Consider the following 19,112-nt stretch of genomic DNA (forward strand, 5'->3'; position numbering starts at 1 on the left):
GCATGTTGCGATGCGTGTGAGCGCGTCAGCGGCGCGCGATGTCGCTCTTGGCGAGGTCCCAGATCAGCGCATAGGTGCCGACGGAGACGGGAAGCGGGAAGGACGATGCAGCAGGGCCGGTGAAGCGCTCGGCGATGGCGGTCGAGACCGCGCTGACTTGCGTGCCGTCGATCAGCACGAACCAGTCGCGCGCGCCTTCGTTGCGCACCGCTGGAATCTCCGCCGTTGCGCCCGACAACTCAGGCTCGCTCTCGAGCAGGTGCATCGAGATGATGCCATCGAGCTTCTCCGGCGTCAGTTTTTCTTGCAGTGCATCACGCCAGGCTGCGGCGTTGTCAGGTGTCGGGCGCAGTCGCACCACGCCGAGCGCGGCCCCGCGTCCGGTGCCGTTGCTGACGGTGATGCGGGCGACCACGCGCAGCATGTTCCTGAAGCGCGCCATGGCCTGCCGCGACCAGTCGGTTGGGCTTGCGAGCCGCGCCCGGTAGGCGGGACTATCGAGCACGTCGAGTGTCGCGGTCGAATAGAGGCTGAGATATTTGGGGTTGGCGGCGTGCGCGACATAGCGCCGCGCCTCCAGAAACCCCTCGATCGCGACGCGCTCTTCGAGATGCTCGCGATCGTACCAGCGGTTGAAATCGGCTTCATCGGCTGCGTCGATATTCATCGACGTCAGCAGCATGCCTTTCCCGGCGAGCGGCATTTTCTTGTCCTTCCTTACTGACCCCTCATGGTGAGCAGCGCGTCTTCGCGCGTCTCGAACCATGAGGGCCCCGCTGCTGCATCTCGGCCTTCATCCTTCGAGACGCGCGCGCTCCTCAGGATGAGGGGATAGACTGCTATCGCGCGGCCTTCGAAGCAAGATCGGCGATCGACCTCATGACCGCGTCCCTGACACCGGCATCATAGAGCGAATGTCCGGCTTCTTCCACGATGCGAATCTCGGAACCCGGCCAAACTTTCGCTAGCCGCTCGGATGTCTCAGGCGGGCACAACAGATCGTAGCGGCCCTGGACGATGATGCCGGGAACGCCGGCCAGCCTTCCTGCGTCCCGCAACAACTGGTTCTCGGTCATGAAGCTGTCGTGGACGAAATAATGCGCTTCCATGAACGGCGTCGCAGGCAGCGTGCGCCAGACGTTCAGCGAGGCGAGGTCCAGCCGTGTCTTTGCCGCCTTATGCTCCGACAATGCGCGCTCGGTGTCGTGCCAGGCTCGCGATGCCGGTCCATGCACGGCAGGATCGGCATCGAGGATGCGGCGCCAATAGGCGTCCACCGGCTGATCGCGCTCCTCCGACGGCAGCACGCTCAGAAAATCCTCATACAGCTCGGGATAGAATTGCGACAGGCGCGCGGTGAAGGCGATCTCGACCTCGGCCCGTGTCCCCAAAAAGGTTGCGCGTAGCGCGATGCCGGAGACGCGCTCGGGATGGGCTTGCGCATAGGCCAGCGCCAGCGTCGCGCCCCAGGAGCCGCCGACCACCATCCAGCGTTCAAAGCCGAATTTCTCCCGGATCTTCTCCATGTCCGCGATCAGATGCGCCGTCGTGTTGTGCTCGCACGATCCCTTCGGCCGGCTGCGGCCGCAGCCGCGCTGGTCGAACAGCACGGCACAGAAGCGGTCCGGATCGAACAGCCGGCGATGGTCGGGCTGGCAGCCGCTGCCGGGGCCGCCATGCAGGTAGACCGCCGGAATGCCCTCGGTGCGGCCCACGCTCTCGACATAGAGCTCGTGGCCGTCGCCGACATCGAGCATTTCGGAGGTCAGTGGCGCAAAGGGATCGGCGCGTTTGGCCGATGCAGCCGCGTCCGCGTCAGGCACCATTCTCGGATTCCAAAGTGCCGCCGGCGAAATTGCGGTAGAGGAAGCGGTTGGTCTCGCCCTCGGCCTCGCGCTCGGCCTGCTTGAAGATGGTCTCGTGCAGCGGCGACAGCGCGCAGGCCGGATCGGTGTTGGCGGCATCGCCGGTCAGCGCAAAGGCCTGGCAGCGGCAGCCCCCGAAATCGATCTCGCGGAATTCGCAGGACTTGCACGGCTCCTTCATCCAGCCGGTGCCGCGATAGCGGTTGAAGGCGTTGGAGTTCTGCCAGATCCAGGCGATCGAATGGTTGGAGCGCACGGATTCGAAGTCGAGTCCGGTGATGCTCTCGGCGGCATGGCAGGGCAGCACCTTGCCGGCCGGCGAGATGTTGAAGAACTGACGGCCCCAGCCGCCCATGCACTTCTTCGGCCGCAGCGCGTAATAGTCCGGCACCACGTAGTCGATCGCGAGCGTGCCCTTGAGCCGCTCGCGCGCTTCCTCGACGAGGCGGGTACATTCGTCAAGCTGCGCCACCGTCGGCATCAGCGCCGCGCGATTCTTCAGCGCCCAACCGTAATACTGCACATTGGCGACCTCGAGCCGGTCGGCATCGAGATCAACCGACATCTGGATGATGTCGGGGAGCTGATGCAGGTTCTGCCGATGCATCACCGCATTCACCGTGAGCGGCAGGTCGAGCTCGCGAGTCCATTTCGCGACCTCGAGCTTCTTGCGGTGCCCGTTCTTGTAGCCGGCGACGCGATCGGCCAGGCCTTCTTCAACGCCCTGGAAACTGATCTGCACATGGCAGAGGCCAGCATCAGCGAGCTCACTCAGTCGCTCGCGCGTCAGCAGCACGGCCGAGGTGATCAAATTGGTGTAGAGGCCGACGTCGCTGGCGTGCTTGACCAGTTCGACCAGATCCTTCCGCGCCGTCGGCTCGCCGCCGGAGAAATGCACCTGGAGCACGCCGATCTCGGCGAGCTCGGTCAAAACCTTCTTCCATTCTTCGGTGGTCAGCTCCTTGCCCGAACGGTCGAGCTCGACCGGGTTGGAGCAATAGGGGCATTGCAGCGGGCAGCGATGGGTGATCTCGAGCAGCACGGCGAGGGGAATGCCAAACATCTCCGCCGTCGAGCGCTGCTTTTCCAGCACCGCGAGGCTGTCGCTGGCATCAGGCGGGATTGGGGGATTGCCGAGCACATCGCTCATGATGTCTTCTCCCGGGCCTCAGTGAGGAAGCCCTTGTCGGCGAGATCCTGGAGCATGGCAATGACGTCGGTCAGGATCGCCTCACGCGGCGCGGCGTATTTCGCCGCCAGCTGATCGGAAACGTCGCCGACGCTGCGCTCGCCATCGCAGAGCTGCAAGACCTCGACCGCGATCTCGTCCGGCGCCAGTACGCGTTCCGGCGCCAGGATCACCCAGACTTTTCGCGTCTTGTCGTATTTCAGCTTGGCATGCCGCGGCAGCACGGGGCGGCTCGCCTCGTTGACGCTGATGTTGCGCGGCCCGGCCATCTCTGTCCTCTTCAGCTCGCCTTTTTTAGTTTTCTTTGGGCACGAATGCGCCCGGCGGAATGTTGCCCTCGACATAGGCGTGGTAGAGCGCATCGAGCTGCACCCACAGTACGTTGGTCTTGAAGATCAGCGCATTGCAGACGGACGCGCGTTGATCCGGTGTCGTGGCGTGTACCTTGACATAGTCGAGCGCGAAGCCGGCATCGCGCGGGGCCTGCGCCAGGCGCCGCTTGAAGTAGCTCATGATATCAGGATTGACGAAGTCATAGTGCTCCAGCATGCCGGAGATGCGTTCTTCGTGCAGGTTCGGCGCAAACAATTCGGTGAGCGAGGAGGCGATCGCCTCCAGCGGGCTCTTTTCGCGGCAGTAGTGGACATAGGCCTCCACCGCGAAGCGCGTCGCCGGCAAGATGCCTTCGGTCGATTCCACGTAGGCCGTGTCGAGCCCGAGGCCCTCGGTCAGCTTGAGCCAGCGCTCGATGCCGCCTTCAGAGCCGACGTCGCCGTCATGGTCCTCGATGCGGTGGCGCCATTCCAGCCGCGTGGTGCGGTCGCGGAAACGCGAGATCACCACCGCGTCCTTGATCGGGATCGTGCTCTGGTAATAGTAGCGGTTCAGCGCCCAGGCCTGCACCTGGCCCTTATTGAGCTTGCCGCCGTGCAGGAGCTTATGGAACGGATGCAGGCTGTGATAGCGCGTCGCACCGATATGGCGCAGCGTGGCCTCCAGCTCCTCGGCCGAGTTGAGCCTGATGTCCTTGCCGATCGAGAGCGCAGTCATTCCTGTCAGTGACGCGGCATTCACAGCACGATCTCCGTTCCGTCGGCGGGTATCTGCCAGCCCGCTTGTTCAGCGGCCTTGCGCTCGATTGAGCCGGGCAGCAGCGCCGGATTCGAGTTGTTGATATGCAGGAACATCTTCCTGTCGATCTTGAGATCGGCGAGCCGCGCCATCGCGCCGTCGTCGCCGGACATCGCGACATGGCCCATGCTCTTGCCGGTCTTGTGGCCGAGCCCGCACCTGATCATCTCGTCGTCCCGCCACACCGTGCCGTCGAAGAACACCAGTGCGGCGCCGTCGATCTCGGCCTTGAGCGCATCGGTCACCTCGGCGCAGGCGGCGATGAAGTAGAAGCACTTGCCGGTCGATTTGTCGGTGATCTTCAGCCCCAGCGTATCGCCGTCTCCGGTCTCGCCGCCGGGGTGCGCCTTGCCTTCCAGATACCAGGCCGATTTGCCCGGCACGGCAAAGGGCAGCACCTCGATGCCTGAGCGCGCACCATCCGGCAACCGCGGCTCGAACGGCTCGCTGATGGCGATCGGCTGCCGCCGCACGTTCTTCTCGTTCAGCACGTTGAAGATGCTATTGGCCTTCAGGATCGCCAGCACCTTCTCATGCGCGTAGACCGTGAACGGCGAGCCTTCGCGCATCGAGAGCAAGCCCGCCACAGCATCAACCTCGCCATTGGTCAGGATCACGCCTGCGATCGGGGTGTGGCGCAGCGCGCCCGCCTTGGGATGCAACTGCGGCGTGACGTTCAATTGCTGGCGGAGATCGGGGGACGCGTTGATGAGGAACCAATGCTCGCCATCGCCGCTGAAGGCAACCGAGGCTTGCGTCCTCTCGAGCTCATGGCCATTCGTGCGGGCCGCCCGGCAGCCCTCGCAGCCGCAATTCCATTGCGGCACTCCGCCGCCGGCTGCAGCGCCCAGGACGACGACGCGAAGCATGATCCGTCTCCTGGAGGGAACGTCGCGAGGTGGATCTTACGCCGACACAAATCCTGTATTCCGGAAACGTATCGTGACCGAAAGAACCACCTGCGCTGAACGCGAACTCACCAAACCGCTTACTTGCGGGTGGCGCTCACATACATGTTGATTTCCATGCCACAGGGCACTTCGACGATCTTCGGGGTTTTCCAGGCCATTTTGGCTCTCCATTTTCGCGAACTGGGACGTCTACGCCCATGGGTTAAAGTAATGCGAGCACAAAAGTTCGCCAGTTAAATCTTGGGGAGGAGGGCCATGTTGCGCCGCGAAAAATGATGGTGGAACATCACTTCTGGAGACGCAGCCTTGCGCCCGGCGCATTCGGTCGCGACCCCTGTCCTGATAAAGCAGTTGTGAGTGCAGTGCGACTTTCAATCCGGTACAGGCGACCCAACTGGATCTCGGTGATGCCCAAATACTTCTTCAACACCCGTATCGGCGATGAATTGATCGTGGACCCTGACGGCGAGGACCTGCGCAATCCCGATCGCGCCTGGGAGGTCGCCCGCCAGATGATCCTGGAGGTCCTGAAGTCCGAGGGGACCCAGCCGGCGCTCATGGAGGCGGTGATCGAGGTCACCGACGTCGAAGGCGAGATCGTGCTGGAATTTCCCTTCACCGAGGCCCTGCTGGATATCCCGGACCAATCCGCGACCCGGCACTAGCCGCGGCCGAAAGTGCGCTCCCTCTCCCGCAAGCGGGAGAGATTAGGAGCCCGCGGCTTGATCGAACCAAGCGAAATCCGCATGGCTTTGCCGCGTTCCCGGCGCTAAAAGACGCCGGTTACACGGAGCAAGCCATGCAAGACCTCTGGCGCCTGTCGGCCGCCGACCTCGCCACCCTCGTCAAAGCCAAAAAGGTGTCCGCCAGGGAGGCTGCAACGGCCGGTCTGGCGCGGCTTGATGCGGTCAATCCCAAGCTCAATGCGGTCATCGACCATCGGCCGGAGGATGTGCTCAAGCAGGCCGACGCCGTCGATGCCGCTATCGCGAGGGGTGAGGATCCGGGCGTCCTGGCCGGCGTGCCCGTCACCATCAAGGCCAATGTCGACCAGGAAGGCTTTGCGACCACCAACGGTCTGAAACTCCAGCGCGACCTGATCGCGCGCGAGGACAATCCGGTGGTCGCCAATTTCCGCAAAGCCGGCGCCGTTCTGCTCGGTCGCACCAATTGCCCGGCCTTCTCCTATCGCTGGTTCACCACCAATCTGGTCCATGGCGACACCAGGAATCCCCGCGATGCCTCGCTGACCCCGGGTGGCTCGTCCGGCGGCGCCGGCTCGGCTGTCGCGGCCGGTATCGGCCACATCGCTCACGGCACCGACATCGCCGGTTCGATCCGCTATCCGGCTTATGCCTGCGGCGTGCACGGCCTGCGCCCGACGCTTGGCCGCATCCCCGCCTTCAACGCGGCGCTGCCGGAGCGCCCGATCGGGCCGCAGATCATGGCGGTGTCGGGACCCTTGGCCCGAACGGTCAACGATTTGCGGATTTCGCTTGCCGCCATGTCGGCGCGCGACGTGCGCGATCCCTGGTGGGTGCCGGTGCCGCTGGAAGGCCCGGCCCGGCCGAAGCGCGCCGCGATCTGCCTCAACCCGGATGGGCTTGCGACCACGCCCGAGGTGAAGGCGGCGGTGACCGACGCCGGCAAGCGGCTGGAGCGCGCCGGCTGGACCGTCGAATTGATCGAAAACACCCCGCCGATGCGCGAGGCGGTCGAGTGGCAGGTCAAGCTCTGGCTTGGCGACGGCTATGAGGCCCAGCTCGAGATGGCCGAGCGCGAGGGCGATCCCGGCGCGCTGGCGTGTCTGCGCGGCAGCCGCGCCAAGGTCACGCCGTTCGACCAGGCAAATTATGCCAAGGCGCTGACCCGACGCGCCACGCTGACCCGCGACTGGATGCTGTTCTTCGAGCAATATGCGGTGGTGCTGACGCCGGTGTCCGGCGAATTGCCGTTCCCGGATCATCTCGATCGCAAGGACGAGGCGTCCTTCAAGCGGGTCTGGGAAGCGCAGCTGCCGCAGATCGCCATTCCGTTCATGGGCCTGCCGGGCCTCGTGGTCTCGACCGGTCTCGTCGGCAAGGCTCCGGTCGGCGTCCATATCGTCTCCGGCCGCTATCGCGAGGACCTTTGTCTCCTTGCAGGCGAAGCGATCGAGGCGGGCGGCGTGCCGCCGTCGCCGATCGATCCAGTGGGTTAGCGATGTCGGCGATCTACGAATTCAAGGCCAACTCGCTTACCGGCGACGAGGTCGCCCTGCGCCGCTTCGAGGGCCAGGTGCTGCTGATCGTCAACACCGCGAGCAAATGCGGCTTCACGCCGCAATATCGCGGCCTCGAGGATCTCTATCGCGATCTGTCGCCGCGCGGCTTCTCGGTGCTGGGTTTTCCCTGCAACCAGTTCGGCGCGCAGGAGCCGGGGCAGGCGAACGAGATCCAGGCGTTCTGCTCGACCAATTACGACGTCACCTTCCCGCTGTTCGCGAAGATCGACGTCAATGGCGCCAAGGCGCACCCCTTGTATGAGTACCTGAAACGCCAGCAATCCGGACTGCTGGGCGCCTCCATCAAATGGAATTTTACCAAGTTCCTGGTGGACCGCGCAGGCCGAGTGATCGCGCGCTACGCGCCGACCGCGCGGCCGGAGGGATTGCGGCAGCAAATCGAGACCCTGTTATGAGCGAGACAATGATGAGCGACGAATTTCCCGACCGCCTGTCGGTCGATCCGAACAGCCCCTATTACAACGCGGACATCCTGTCGCGCGACGTCGGCATCCGCTTCAAGGGCGTCGAGAAGACCAATGTCGAGGAGTACTGCATCAGCGAGGGCTGGGTCCGCGTCACCGCAGGGAACGCCAAGGATCGTCATGGCAATCCGCTGACGCTCAAGGTGCATGGCCCGGTCGAGCCGTACTTCAGGGATAAGAAATAGAGAAGGCTGAAGCGCCCATGTCCGTCCGCATCGTCGACGTCCGCGAAATCACAAAACCGATCTCCTCGCCGATCCGCAACGCCTATATCGACTTCACCAAGATGACGACGAGCCTGGTTGCCGTCGTCACCGATGTGGTGCGCGACGGCAAGCGCGTCGTTGGCTACGGCTTCAACTCCAACGGCCGCTACGGCCAGGGCGGTTTGATCCGCGAGCGCTTTGCCTCGCGCATCCTCGAAGCCGATCCGAAGTCGCTGCTGAACACAGCCGGTGACAATCTCGACCCCGACAAGGTCTGGGGCGCGATGATGACCAACGAGAAGCCGGGCGGCCATGGCGAGCGCTCGGTCGCGGTCGGCACCATCGACATGGCGGTGTGGGATGCGGTGGCGAAGATCGCGGGCCAACCGCTGTTTCGTCTGCTCGCCGAACGGCACGGCCTCACCGCCAATCCGCGCGTGTTCGTCTACGCCGCCGGCGGCTACTACTATCCCGGCAAGGATCTCTCGGCGCTGCGCGGCGAGATGCGCGGCTATCTCGACCGTGGCTACAACGTCGTGAAGATGAAGATCGGCGGCGCGGGAATCGAGGACGACCGCACCCGCATCGAGGCGGTGCTCAAGGAGATCGGCAAGGACGCGCAGCTCGCTGTCGACGCCAACGGCCGTTTCGATCTCGAGACCGGCATCGCCTATGCCAAGATGCTGCGGGACTATCCGCTGTTCTGGTACGAGGAGGTCGGCGATCCCCTCAACTACGCGCTCCAGGCCGCACTTGCCGAATTCTATCCGGGCCCGATGGCGACCGGCGAAAACCTGTTCAGCCACCAGGACGCCCGCAATCTGATCCGCTATGGCGGCATGCGCCCGGACCGCGACTGGCTGCAATTCGACTGCGCGCTGTCCTACGGCCTCTGCGAATACCAGCGCACGCTGGACGTGTTGAAGACCTATGGCTGGTCGCCGAGCCGCTGCATCCCGCACGGCGGCCATCAGATGTCCCTCAACATCGCAGCCGGCCTCGGCCTCGGCGGCAATGAGAGCTATCCCGACCTGTTCCAGCCCTATGGCGGCTTCCCCGACGGCGTCCGCGTCGAGAATGGCCACATCACCATGCCGGACCTCCCCGGCATCGGATTTGAAGGCAAGTCGGATCTCTACAAGGAGATGAAGGCGCTGGCGGAGTAGGGTTTGGACGCGAAGGTCGCGCCAAAATACTCAGGGTCGTCCCGGCCTTCGCCGGGACGACGATTGAGTGAGCTACGACAGCCGTACATCAAGCAATGCACCTGTTTCAGGCGCGTTGCAGCAACGGTCGCAGCGTGCGGACGTCCGTCACGGCTTCAATCCCATACACCGACTTGATCAACTGCTCCGCTTTCTCGCCTCCAACCACCGGCGCGATCAGATCACGCGCCTTGTCGATGACCTCTTCCCGCGTCATCGGGTTGCGCGGCGTGCCGCGCACGGCGGTGACGCGTTCGGAGAGGCGGCGGCCGTCGGCGAGCTCGATCTCGACGATGGCGACGCGCACTGGCAACAGCTTTGCCAGCTCCTCGTCACGCACCAAATTCACCTTGGCGCGTTCCTTCAGCACTGCCGCATCCTGCATGCGCGGCTTGTCGTGCGCGGCATGGAACGACGCCGTCTTGTCGAGCAACATCACGGCGACCATGTGCTGGAGGCAGATGTCGGGGATGTCGCGGTTGTCAACGACTTCGGCGACCGACGGCGCAAGGCGCACCGTCACGCGCTTGACCTGATCGGCCTCGAACGCCTGCTTGCTGCGGATCGCATAGATCGCGTCGAGCGGTCCCTGGATCGGTGAGCCCACCGTCCATTTCTTGATGTCGGTCACCGCGATCTCGTAACGCTCGCCGAGCTTCTCCACCAGTTTCCCGGTCGCTGCCTTCGGCGCATAGGCCAGGAAGTAATTATCCGGGCCCGAGAACACGTCATCGACGCCGTTCCAGTCCGAGCGCACCAGCAGCGCCGAGGTCACGCCGTTGCGGGCCGGCATGCCGGCGAACACAAAACCTTTCTCGATATGGTCGACATCGCGCCGCCACACGATGAATCCGGACGACTGCTGCGCGGCGTAATCGAGCACCCACCGCATCCGGCGCGCATCGAAGCCGGCGACGCAGGCCGCCGCGGCGGACGCACAGAACGTGCCGGAAATGCTGTGCGTGCTCAGCACGCTCTCATAGCTGAAATCGGCCCCGCCCATCGCCATCACCACGCGCGTGCCGACATCGTAGCCGAGCGTCACCGCCCGCAGGAAATGGGAGCCGTCGATTCCGAGGTTTTCGCCGAGCGCAAGCGCCGCCGGAACGACCGAGCTGCCGGGATGCGACCGCGACGGGCTGTGCGAATCGTCGGTCTCGTCGGCATGCGCCATGACGCCGTTGGCGAGCGCAGCCTCGACCGGCGATGCCGTGAGTGCCGTGCCGGCGACGGTTGATGTGCCCTGCGCGGCATTGGCGCGGATGTAGCGCTGCGCGGCTTGGCCGGGCGGCAGCTCCGATCCGGAGATCATCGACGCCAGCGTATCGAGAATGTGGTGCTTGGCGTGTTCGACCACTTCCGCCGGGAGCGCGCGGGTCTTCGCCGCGCTCATATAGTCGCACAGCGCCGTCATTTCCGGCGCCGATCCAGAGCCTTCGGCAAAACTGCGTGCGGACGGAACGGCGAGCCCTGCCGTTGCTGCTACGGACAGGCCGAGAAAATCGCGTCGCTTCATGATGTCCCGTCTTTGGTGCAGGATCTTGGGTGCAGCAATCCGATGAAGTATCAGGCCGCTACGACAGCCGCATATCCAGTAGCCGCCGTCCTTCGCCCTTCAACAGCTTCTTCACCGCGCTCGAGGCCACGACCTCGCCGTCATTGGCATAGGCCTCGTGGTTCTTCTCGATGTCGTCGAGGCGGTAGAGATAGTTGACCATCACGCCGGCCGACTCCCGCACGCCCTTCGGCGAGAGGTCGCCGAGCCAGTTGATGCGTTCGAGCCGGGAGCCGTTGCCGAGATGGAAGCGGGCCACGGAATCGATCATCTTGCCCTTCGGCGTGCGCGCCTTCAGGAAGTAGTGCGCGGCAAGCGGCTCGATCAGGCTGCGCAGTTGCGCGGCGGTCTCCGCATTCTCAAACCATTTCGGCTCGTCGAGATGCTTGAGCACCTCGCGGTCCTCGTCCGATAGCGGCAGATCCTTGTCCTGCTTCATCCACTGCATGAAGCCCGGCACCGGCGACAGCGTCACGAAGGTGTCGAGTTTCGGCGTTTCCCGGCGCAGCTCCTCGACCACCTGCTTGATCAGGAAGCTGCCGAACGAGATGCCGCCGAGGCCACGCTGGGTGTTGGAGATCGAATAGAACACGGCGGTGCGCGCGCGCTCGATCGGCACGGACTGACGATCGACCGCGAGCAGGGGTTGAATCGCGCCCGGGATCGTCTCGGTCAGCGCCACCTCGACGAAGATCAGGGGTTCGTCGACCATTGCCGGGTGGAAGAAGGCGTAGCAGCGGCGATCGGCCGGATCGATGCGGCGGCGCAGATCGTCCCAGTCGCTGATCTCGTGTACGGCTTCGTAACGGATGATCTTTTCGAGGATGTTGGCCGGGGTCGACCAGTCGATCCTGCGCAGCACGAGAAACCCCCTGTTGAACCACGAAGAGAGGAGATGCGAGACGTCGCGATCGAGCGCGGCGAGATCGGTGTGTCCGTTCATCATGCCGAGCAGATCGGCCCGCATGTTGACGAGATCGCCGGTGCCGCCGGGCGCACGGTTGAGGCGGCGGATCAGTTCCTGCCGCCGCGGCTCCGAGGCGAAGTGAAGGGAGCTTGCGTCCTCGTCGCTGGGCTGGGCGCGCCATTTCTCGATCGCTTTTGCCAGACGTTCCCGGTCCGGGCCGAAATCGCGCACCAGTCCGTCGAAGAAGGCGCGACGCCCTGCCGCATCCAGGTCCTGGTAGAGATCGAGCACCTCGCGCGCCATGGCTGTACCGGAGGCTTCGCCCCGGCCGGACAGCAACGCGCCGCAGAGCTCGATCAGCCCATCTGCGTCCTGTTTAATGTCCGCGGAATCGCCGCGGCGCAGCAGCGTGCGGCCGCGCTCGGAGATGGTGGCGAGCAGGTCGGAGAAGAAGGCGTTGGCCATCTGGGCTTTTCGAATCCGGGTTTGTGCGATGCGGCAGCTTACACGGGATTTAGGCGGAAGCCGATCACAATCAAGCGGAAGAATTTGGCATGCGCGTCATGCTTTTTTTGCAAACTCCGTCGGCGTCCGTCCCGTCACCTGGCGGAACGCCGCCGAGAAGGCGGGCACGCTGGCATAGCCGAGCTGGGCGGCGAGCTGCTTGACCGACACATTGGCATCCGTGGACAGCCGTTCGATCGCCGCCGCAACCCTTGCGCGCTGGCACCAGCTCTTGAAGCTCAGTTGTGTCTCGGTCGAGAACAGCCGCGACAGCGTGCGCGCGGAGGTTCCGACCTCACGCGCCAGCGTGTCGATGTCGTGCAACCCTGTGGGATCGTCGAGCACGATCATCGCGGCGCGCCGGCAGCGCGGCTCATGCGGCAGCGGCACGAAGGTCGCGGGATCCTCGGCCTGGTGCAATTCCAGCATCACCAGGCGCACCAGCAGCTCGGTGCGCTCAGACGTATTGCGAGAATCAAAGAGCGCGATGATCGCCTGGTGCAGTAGCGGCGACACCCGCACCACGAATTCCTTGGTCAGGCCCTCATAGCGCTGCTCGCGCTTCAGCCAGGGCAGGTCGAAATAGAGCGTGCGCATCTCGATGTCGGCGAGCACGTCGATGGCGTGCTCGAGGTGGGCCGGCACCCAGACCGCGCGGTCCGGCGGCACCAGCCAGCGCCCCTCGGGCGTGGTCACCTGCATGGTGCCCTTTGCGGCGTAGACCAGCTGCGCCTCGCGGTGCATGTGCGGGTCGAGCCGCAGGCCCTTGGGGTAGTCGCGCGCGACCAGATGCACGCCCGCGGTCGAGCGGTGGTTTCCCAAAACCTCGCGGATTGGCGTTTCGACGACAGTCATTGGCAGCATCCCGTAATCCGCTCGACATATAACCCATTTCGGAGCAGGAGAGGATTCGTATGAACAGCCCCAGCCGGGTCATCAGTTTCGTCAACGCAGGCCACTTCATCGACCATTATGCGATGCTGATTTTTGCCGCCGCGGTGATCATCATGGGGCCGGCGCTCGGCATGACCTATTCCGAACTGCTGCCTTATGCGACGCCGGGCTTCATCGCCTTTGGCGCCGGCTCCCTGCTCACCGGCTGGCTCGGGGACCGCTGGAGCCGCCGCCACATGATGCTGATCTTCTTCATCGGCATTGGGCTTGCCATGATCTCGGTCGGCTTCGTGCAGACGCCGCCGCAGCTCGGCGCGGCGCTGTTCGCGATCGGCATCTTTGCCTCGATCTACCACCCCGTCGGCACCGCGATGATCGTGTCCTATGCCGACAAGCTCGGCCGCGAGATGGGGCTGAACGGTGTCTGGGGCAATCTCGGCGTGGCTTCGTCCGCACTGGTCACCGGCGTGATCGGCCAGTATTTCGGCTGGCGCTTTGCTTTCATCGTTCCCGGCGTCGTCACCATCCTGATCGGCATCGCGTTTGCGATGATGGTCGTGCATGAGGACCGCAAAGGCTCGAAGCAAGCGGCGGCGCAAGCGCGCGTTGCCAAGCAGGACATGTGGCGCGTGATCCTGTCGCTGCTGATCGTGGTCATCGCAATCTCCACCACGTTCAACGCCGTCACCGTCGCGCTGCCAAAGCTGTTCGCGGAAAGGCTTGCCGATCTCACCAGGAGCCCGGCGCTGCTTGGCGTCATCGCGGCCTGCGTCTACGTGTTCGGCGCGATGACGCAGTACACGATCGGCCGGTTGCTCGACCGCTATTCGCTGAAGACGGTGGCGCTGCCGCTGTCTTTCATGCTGGCGCCGTTTTTGTATCTGGCGGCCAGCCTCTCCAACCTGCCGCTGATCCTGGTCTCGATCGGCATCGTGATGGGCGCGTTCGGGCAGGTCACGGTCAACGACGCCATGGTCGGCAAATACACCAGCGAAGAATGGCGCTCGCGCGCCTATGCGGTGCGCTATTTCGTCGGCTTCACCGCGGCGGGCGCGTCGGTCGGCCTGGTCGCCTGGCTCTACGAGCAGGGCGGCTTCGTCACCATGCTGCACGCCTTCGCCGCCCTCTGCCTGCTCGCGATCGCAGCCGCGATCATCCTGCCGCGCGAGATCAGGACGCCACAGCCGGCGTGAGGGGATGAACGTCCGCAACAGGTCGTCATGCCCGGGCTTGTCCCGGGCATCCACGTTCTTCGTACTGCGGGCAAGGCGTGGATGGCCGGGACAAGCCCGGCCATGACGCCGTGGAAGCTTCAGCGTCCCAAACTCTCACGCCATGTGCGATGGCCCTGTGGAGGGGAACACGCACGAGCGCCATGATGCAATTGTGCTGGTGTTTTGCCCGACGAGTCAAACGCCCGCGAGCGGCTGAAAAACCTCAACGCCATCAGCGTCGTTCTACTGTGCATGGGGTTGTTTTCGACTTTTTTGTTGGAGCGCACCCTTGGCCCCGCCGCGGAGCCAGGGAACTCCCTCTACCTCCTTCGGGTTCTACCTCTGTCGCCGCCGGCACCTCGCCGGCCAGCCGAAGGGGGAAAGACGCCTGTATGCAATGGAGCCTGCTCCGACCAGCCGGCCTTGTCCCCGCGGCGCTCGTCCTCACGACCATTGCGGCCAGCGCCGAGGGCGGCAAATCGGCCGGTCCCTCCGAATTCCTCCTGGTGGCGCAGATCGTGCTGCTGATCGCTGTCGGCCGCAGCCTCGGCGAGATCATGCAGCGGATCGGCCAGCCCTCGGTGATCGGCGAATTGCTCGCCGGCATCCTGCTGGGGCCGTCGCTGTTCGGCTGGATCTGGCCGGACGCGCAGCAGGCGATCTTCCCGAAGACGCCCGAACAGAAGGCGATGATCGACGGCATCGCCCAGTTCGGCATCCTGCTGCTCTTGCTGCTGACCGGCATGGAGACCGACCTCAAGCTGGTCAGGAAGGTCGGCAAGGCGGCGATTGCGATCTCGATCGCCGGCATTGCCGTCCCCTTCGCCTGCGGCTTCGCGCTCGGCGAATTTTTGCCGGATGCGCTATTGCCAAACCCTGAACAGCGCCTGGTGGCGTCGCTGTTCATGGGCACGGCGCTGTCGATCTCTTCGGTCAAGATCGTAGCCGTGGTCGTGCGCGAGATGAACTTCATGCGCCGCAATGTCGGCCAGATCATCGTCGCGACCGCTGTCATTGACGACACCATCGGCTGGATCATCATCGCGGTCATCTTCAGCCTGGCTTCGCAGGGCACGCTGGATGTCGCCTCGGTGGCGAAAGCCGTGCTCGGCACGCTCGCCTTCCTCGCCGTCAGCTTCACCATCGGCCGACGGCTGGTGTTCCAGCTCATCCGCTGGGCCAACGACAATCTCGTCAGCACGGGGCCTGTCATCACCGTGATCCTGCTGCTGATGGGTGCGATGGCGCTGATTACGCATCTGATCGGTGTCCACACAGTGCTAGGCGCCTTCGTGGCCGGAATCCTGGTTGGTGAATCGCCGATCCTGACACGGCAAATCGACGAGCGCCTGCGCGGGCTGATCTCGAGCTTCTTCATGCCGGTATTCTTCGGTCTCGCAGGCCTGAGCGCCAATCTGTCGGTGCTCCGCGATCCCAATCTGCTGATGCTCACCGGCCTGCTCGTCGTGATCGCCAGCGTCGGCAAATTCGGCGGGGCCTTCGTCGGCGGCACTATCGGCGGTCTGAACTACCGCGAGTCGCTTGCGCTCGCGAGCGGCATGAATGCGCGCGGCTCGACCGAGGTGATCATCGCGACCATTGGCCTCTCGATCGGCGTGCTCAGCCAGAACCTTTTCACGATGATCGTGACCATGGCGATCGTGACCACGATGGCGATGCCGCCGATGCTGCGCGCGGCGCTGGCGAAGCTGCCGATGAACAAGGAGGAGAAGGAGCGGCTGGAGCGCGAGGAGTTCGAGAAGCGCGGTTTCGTCGCCAATCTCGAAAGGCCCTTGCTGGCGGTGGACGAGAGCGTCAACGCCACCTTTGCCGCTCACATCGCAGGCTTGATCGCGGGCATTCGCGGCCTGCCGATCACGGTGCTGCATATCGGAAAACGTGTGAAGGAGCAGGAGAAGTGCCGCGGCGAGGAAGAAAGCCACGAGGCCGTGGTGAAGAAGGCGGCCGAAACAGTCTCCGCCAGTGGCGATGGCGATGCCGGTAGCGTCGATGTCACGACGCGGGTCCGCAAGTCCGGGCTCGGCGAGGCCATCGGAGATGAAGCAAAGAAGGGCTTTGATCTTCTTGTCGTCGGCGTCGACAAGATCGCTGCGACCAAGGATCGCTTCAACAGGAAAATCGAAGACATCGCCGCCCAGTTCGATGGGCCGCTTGCGATAGCGGCAGCCAAGGGCAAGCATCTGAAGCAGCCGATGCCCGAGGCGCTCAACATCCTCGTGCCGGTCTCCGGCAGCGGCGTCTCCAAGCGCGGCGCCGAAGTCGCGGTTGCGCTGGCGCAGTCCGGATCAGGCTCGCTCCGCGTGATCTACGTGGCGACCACGCGGGACAAGGGCGCGCAGCGTGGCGCGTCACGTGGCCTGAGCCAGGAGGAGGGCATCCTGAAGGATACCAGCGATCTCGCCGCCCGCTATGAGGTCGACATCACCACGACCTTGCGCGTGAACCGGGCGCCCGAGGCGGCAATCCTGCGCGAGATCGACACCACCGACGTTGATCTCGTAGTCATGGGCGTCGACCGCATCCAGGCCGATCACCTCTCCTTCGGCGGCGTCGCCGACGCCGTCCTGAGGCAGTCGAAGGTCTCGGTGCTGCTGGTGTCGAGCGGCGAGGCGCACCGGGCGCCGTCTCAGACGACCTAGGACCGAGAAGCGTGTCGGCGACGCGGCACGCCGCTTGCATTTATTCCCGTGGGTATCTGCCCTCTCACCGAGGCTCCCATGGATATGCCGTCCGATCTCCCGGTCCGGAGCCTGATCGATCGCGCCGCCACCGGCGTTGTCTACGATCCGCTTGGAGCGACGACCGAGCACCCAAAATTCGTCCATCACCTCGGCAGCCCCTGGTTTCTGGCACTGACCGCGCTCGGCGTCGTGTTCGGCGACATCGGCACCAGCCCGCTCTACGCCTTCCAGGTGGCGCTCTCCGGCCTCGGCCATCCCTTGCCGGCGGCAGCCGAGGTGACCAGCATCGTCTCGCTTATTCTTTGGGCGCTGATCGCCATGGTGGCGCTGAAATACGTCGTGTTCATCCTGCGGGCCGATAATGACGGGGAGGGCGGCATTCTGGCGCTGTTGTCGCTCGTCGCCGCCGACAAGGTCGCGAACGGCGCGCGGCTTCCCATCCTCGTGCTGCTCGGCGTCATCGGCGCTTCGCTGCTCTATGGCGACGGCGTCATCACGCCGGCCATCTCCGTGCTCTCGGCGATGGAAGGCCTGAAGCTGGTCGCGCCCGCTTTCGAGCATTTTATCCTGCCCGCGACGCTGGCCGTGCTGATCGGCCTGTTCGCGATCCAGCGCCACGGCACCGGCAGCATCGGAAAGCTGTTCGGACCCGTCATGGTGGTCTGGTTCGCCGTGATCGCCGTGCTCGGTGCAGTCAACGTGTGGAAAGCGCCGGCGATCCTGCTGGCGGTCAATCCGCTGGAAGCCGCGAACTTCCTCGTCGCCGATCCAAAAATCTCCTTCGTGGTGATCGGCGCCGTCTTCCTCGCGCTCACCGGCGGCGAGGCGCTCTATGCCGACATGGGCCATGTCGGCGCGACCGCGATCCGGCGAGCCTGGTTCGCGCTGGTGCTGCCGGCCTTGATGCTGAACTATTTCGGGCAGGGCGCGCTGGTGCTGTCCGATCCCACCGCCGCCGACAATCCCTTCTACAAGCTCGCACCAGTCTGGGCGCTCATCCCGATGGTGATCCTGGCGACGTTCGCCACCGTCATCGCCTCGCAGGCGCTGATCTCCGGCGTGTTCTCGCTGACGCGGCAGGCGATGCAGATGGGGCTCGTGCCGCGGGCGCGGATCACGCCGACGTCCTATGACGAGGCCGGCCAGATCTACGTGCCCGCCGCCAACTGGCTCCTGATGACCGGCACGCTGCTCACGGTGATCATGTTCCGCTCGTCGGAAAACCTCGCCGCCGCCTACGGCATCGCCGTGTCCGGCACCATGCTGATCACCACTATCCTGCTCTACCACGTCGCGCGGTCGCGCTGGAAATGGTCCCGCCGGCTGGCGCTGCCGGTAATCCTTGTATTCGGCGCGATCGATGCCACGTTCCTGGTGTCGAACTCGCTCAAGATCGTCGAGGGCGGCTGGTTTCCGCTGGTGGTCGGCACGATCATCGCCGCGCTGATGCTGTCCTGGCGCAGGGGCTCATCCACTGTGCGCCAGCGCCTCGATGGCATGTCGATGCCGCTGAAGGAGTTTCTCGGTTACGCCGACACGGCCGTGATCGGCCGCGCGCCGGGCATGGGCGTGTGGCTCACAAAAGTCGAGCACGGCGTCTCGCCGATGCTGCTGCGCCATATCGAGCACAACCGCGTGCTGCACGAGACCGTGGTGCTGCTCACCTACGTTTCGGATCGCCGTCCGCGCGTGCCGTTCGGCGAGCGCCACTCAGTGCATCGCCTCGGCCGCGGCTTCTACCGCATCCAGGTCCGGCTCGGCTTCATGCAGACGCCGGACATTCCCTTGACGCTCGACAATTGCAACAAGCTCGGCTTCGACGCCGATCTCGAGCACAAGAACTACTATCTTGCGCACGAGACCATCGTCCGCCGCGAGACCGGATCGGCGATCGATCCGGTCTCGTTCGGCATCTTCTCGTTCCTGAACCGGATCGCCAGCCGTGCGCCTGATTTCTTCAAGATTCCCCACGACGCGGTGATCGAGGTCGGCTTCCGCGTCGATGTCTAGAGCATGATCCGGAAAAGTGTGCAGCGGTTTTCCGAGAAGATCATGCTCAACAAAAAAGCCTAAAGCGCGAT

At 64.4% G+C, this 19,112-nt stretch carries 18 protein-coding genes; 8 read left to right on the plus strand and 10 right to left on the minus strand.

Annotation, left to right across the window (positions count from 1 at the left end; all coding sequences use genetic code 11):
• Positions 1 to 25: 25 nt before the first annotated feature.
• From ABIB73_RS10190 to pqqA, 7 genes are all read right to left on the minus strand, one after another.
• The gene (locus ABIB73_RS10190; protein WP_354223574.1) at positions 26 to 703 is read right to left on the minus strand and encodes a hypothetical protein; all 678 of its coding nucleotides are present in this window, start codon (positions 701 to 703) and stop codon (positions 26 to 28) included.
• Between the two features lie 136 nt (positions 704 to 839).
• Positions 840 to 1,826 carry a prolyl aminopeptidase gene (gene pip / locus ABIB73_RS10195; protein ID WP_354223576.1) on the minus strand — a complete coding sequence of 329 codons (987 nt, stop codon included), beginning with the start codon at positions 1,824 to 1,826 and terminating at the stop codon, positions 840 to 842.
• A complete protein-coding gene (pqqE, locus tag ABIB73_RS10200) occupies positions 1,816 to 3,015 on the minus strand; it encodes a pyrroloquinoline quinone biosynthesis protein PqqE (RefSeq protein WP_354223578.1) in 1,200 nt (399 codons plus the stop codon). Before pqqE ends, pip begins: the two co-directional genes overlap by 11 nt.
• Positions 3,012 to 3,323, minus strand: coding sequence for a pyrroloquinoline quinone biosynthesis peptide chaperone PqqD (gene pqqD / locus ABIB73_RS10205; protein ID WP_354223579.1), 312 nt, complete (start codon positions 3,321 to 3,323; stop codon positions 3,012 to 3,014). Before pqqD ends, pqqE begins: the two co-directional genes overlap by 4 nt.
• Positions 3,324 to 3,348: 25 nt before the next feature.
• Complete coding sequence (gene pqqC, locus ABIB73_RS10210; RefSeq protein ID WP_354223581.1) at positions 3,349 to 4,128, minus strand: pyrroloquinoline-quinone synthase PqqC; 780 nt, start codon at positions 4,126 to 4,128, stop codon at positions 3,349 to 3,351.
• On the minus strand, positions 4,125 to 5,054 hold the full coding sequence (gene pqqB, locus ABIB73_RS10215) for a pyrroloquinoline quinone biosynthesis protein PqqB (RefSeq protein WP_354223583.1): 930 nt from the start codon (positions 5,052 to 5,054) through the stop codon (positions 4,125 to 4,127). The genes pqqC and pqqB overlap by 4 nt, the downstream gene beginning before the upstream one ends.
• 119 nt (positions 5,055 to 5,173) lie before the next feature.
• Entirely contained in the window at positions 5,174 to 5,254 is an 81-nt protein-coding gene (gene pqqA, locus ABIB73_RS10220; protein WP_045002119.1) for a pyrroloquinoline quinone precursor peptide PqqA, read from the minus strand.
• A gap of 249 nt (positions 5,255 to 5,503) precedes the next feature.
• Here pqqA and ABIB73_RS10225 point away from each other — a divergent pair, with 249 nt between their 5' ends.
• The 5 genes from ABIB73_RS10225 to tarD all read left to right on the plus strand — a co-directional run bounded on the left by ABIB73_RS10225 (position 5,504) and on the right by tarD (position 9,216).
• Positions 5,504 to 5,761, plus strand: a complete 258-nt coding sequence (locus tag ABIB73_RS10225; protein WP_354223584.1) for a DUF6894 family protein — start codon at positions 5,504 to 5,506, stop codon at positions 5,759 to 5,761.
• 134 nt (positions 5,762 to 5,895) lie between these two features.
• On the plus strand, positions 5,896 to 7,296 hold the full coding sequence (locus ABIB73_RS10230) for an amidase family protein (protein ID WP_354223586.1): 1,401 nt from the start codon (positions 5,896 to 5,898) through the stop codon (positions 7,294 to 7,296).
• 2 nt (positions 7,297 to 7,298) lie between these two features.
• Positions 7,299 to 7,775, plus strand: a complete 477-nt coding sequence (locus tag ABIB73_RS10235) for a glutathione peroxidase (protein WP_354223588.1) — start codon at positions 7,299 to 7,301, stop codon at positions 7,773 to 7,775.
• Positions 7,772 to 8,029, plus strand: coding sequence for a DUF3297 family protein (locus ABIB73_RS10240; RefSeq protein ID WP_354223590.1), 258 nt, complete (start codon positions 7,772 to 7,774; stop codon positions 8,027 to 8,029). Before ABIB73_RS10235 ends, ABIB73_RS10240 begins: the two co-directional genes overlap by 4 nt.
• 17 nt (positions 8,030 to 8,046) lie before the next feature.
• Complete coding sequence (tarD, locus tag ABIB73_RS10245) at positions 8,047 to 9,216, plus strand: D(-)-tartrate dehydratase (RefSeq protein ID WP_354223591.1); 1,170 nt, start codon at positions 8,047 to 8,049, stop codon at positions 9,214 to 9,216.
• 106 nt (positions 9,217 to 9,322) lie between these two features.
• Here the strand turns inward: tarD and ABIB73_RS10250 are convergent, their stop codons facing one another.
• From ABIB73_RS10250 to ABIB73_RS10260, 3 genes are all read right to left on the minus strand, one after another.
• Complete coding sequence (locus tag ABIB73_RS10250; protein WP_354223593.1) at positions 9,323 to 10,771, minus strand: MmgE/PrpD family protein; 1,449 nt, start codon at positions 10,769 to 10,771, stop codon at positions 9,323 to 9,325.
• A 58-nt stretch (positions 10,772 to 10,829) separates the two neighbouring features.
• Positions 10,830 to 12,182, minus strand: coding sequence for a malonyl-CoA decarboxylase (locus tag ABIB73_RS10255; protein ID WP_354223595.1), 1,353 nt, complete (start codon positions 12,180 to 12,182; stop codon positions 10,830 to 10,832).
• Between the two features lie 96 nt (positions 12,183 to 12,278).
• Complete coding sequence (locus tag ABIB73_RS10260) at positions 12,279 to 13,076, minus strand: AraC family transcriptional regulator (protein WP_354223597.1); 798 nt, start codon at positions 13,074 to 13,076, stop codon at positions 12,279 to 12,281.
• Between the two features lie 59 nt (positions 13,077 to 13,135).
• On the opposite strand from ABIB73_RS10260, the gene ABIB73_RS10265 reads away from it, so the two are divergent.
• The 3 genes from ABIB73_RS10265 (at position 13,136) to ABIB73_RS10275 (ending at position 19,041) form a co-directional block, all read left to right on the plus strand.
• A complete protein-coding gene (locus ABIB73_RS10265; protein ID WP_354223599.1) occupies positions 13,136 to 14,308 on the plus strand; it encodes an MFS transporter in 1,173 nt (390 codons plus the stop codon).
• 413 nt (positions 14,309 to 14,721) lie between these two features.
• Positions 14,722 to 16,989: a cation:proton antiporter domain-containing protein gene (locus ABIB73_RS10270; RefSeq protein ID WP_354223601.1), complete on the plus strand. Its 2,268-nt coding sequence runs from the start codon at positions 14,722 to 14,724 to the stop codon at positions 16,987 to 16,989.
• A 78-nt stretch (positions 16,990 to 17,067) separates the two neighbouring features.
• Positions 17,068 to 19,041 (plus strand): potassium transporter Kup, encoded by a 1,974-nt coding sequence (locus tag ABIB73_RS10275; protein ID WP_354223602.1) that lies wholly within the window; start codon positions 17,068 to 17,070, stop codon positions 19,039 to 19,041.
• Positions 19,042 to 19,112 lie beyond the last annotated feature (71 nt).

Origin of the sequence: Bradyrhizobium sp. F1.4.3, assembly GCF_040548375.1 — a bacterium.
Taxonomy (GTDB): Bacteria; Pseudomonadota; Alphaproteobacteria; order Rhizobiales; family Xanthobacteraceae; genus Bradyrhizobium.

Bases quoted from the DNA above. Each gene is read 5' to 3' on its own strand.
- ABIB73_RS10190 (WP_354223574.1), bottom strand. From the start codon at position 703: ATGCCGCTCGCCGGGAAAGGCATGCTGCTGACGTCGATGAATATCGAC.
- pip (WP_354223576.1), bottom strand. From the start codon at position 1,826: ATGGTGCCTGACGCGGACGCGGCTGCATCGGCCAAACGCGCCGATCCC.
- pqqE (WP_354223578.1), bottom strand. From the start codon at position 3,015: ATGAGCGATGTGCTCGGCAATCCCCCAATCCCGCCTGATGCCAGCGAC.
- pqqD (WP_354223579.1), bottom strand. From the start codon at position 3,323: ATGGCCGGGCCGCGCAACATCAGCGTCAACGAGGCGAGCCGCCCCGTG.
- pqqB (WP_354223583.1), bottom strand. From the start codon at position 5,054: ATGCTTCGCGTCGTCGTCCTGGGCGCTGCAGCCGGCGGCGGAGTGCCG.
- pqqA (WP_045002119.1), bottom strand. From the start codon at position 5,254: ATGGCCTGGAAAACCCCGAAGATCGTCGAAGTGCCCTGTGGCATGGAA.
- ABIB73_RS10225 (WP_354223584.1), top strand. From the start codon at position 5,504: ATGCCCAAATACTTCTTCAACACCCGTATCGGCGATGAATTGATCGTG.
- ABIB73_RS10230 (WP_354223586.1), top strand. From the start codon at position 5,896: ATGCAAGACCTCTGGCGCCTGTCGGCCGCCGACCTCGCCACCCTCGTC.
- ABIB73_RS10235 (WP_354223588.1), top strand. From the start codon at position 7,299: ATGTCGGCGATCTACGAATTCAAGGCCAACTCGCTTACCGGCGACGAG.
- ABIB73_RS10240 (WP_354223590.1), top strand. From the start codon at position 7,772: ATGAGCGAGACAATGATGAGCGACGAATTTCCCGACCGCCTGTCGGTC.
- tarD (WP_354223591.1), top strand. From the start codon at position 8,047: ATGTCCGTCCGCATCGTCGACGTCCGCGAAATCACAAAACCGATCTCC.
- ABIB73_RS10250 (WP_354223593.1), bottom strand. From the start codon at position 10,771: ATGAAGCGACGCGATTTTCTCGGCCTGTCCGTAGCAGCAACGGCAGGG.
- ABIB73_RS10255 (WP_354223595.1), bottom strand. From the start codon at position 12,182: ATGGCCAACGCCTTCTTCTCCGACCTGCTCGCCACCATCTCCGAGCGC.
- ABIB73_RS10260 (WP_354223597.1), bottom strand. From the start codon at position 13,076: ATGACTGTCGTCGAAACGCCAATCCGCGAGGTTTTGGGAAACCACCGC.
- ABIB73_RS10265 (WP_354223599.1), top strand. From the start codon at position 13,136: ATGAACAGCCCCAGCCGGGTCATCAGTTTCGTCAACGCAGGCCACTTC.
- ABIB73_RS10270 (WP_354223601.1), top strand. From the start codon at position 14,722: ATGCAATGGAGCCTGCTCCGACCAGCCGGCCTTGTCCCCGCGGCGCTC.
- ABIB73_RS10275 (WP_354223602.1), top strand. From the start codon at position 17,068: ATGGATATGCCGTCCGATCTCCCGGTCCGGAGCCTGATCGATCGCGCC.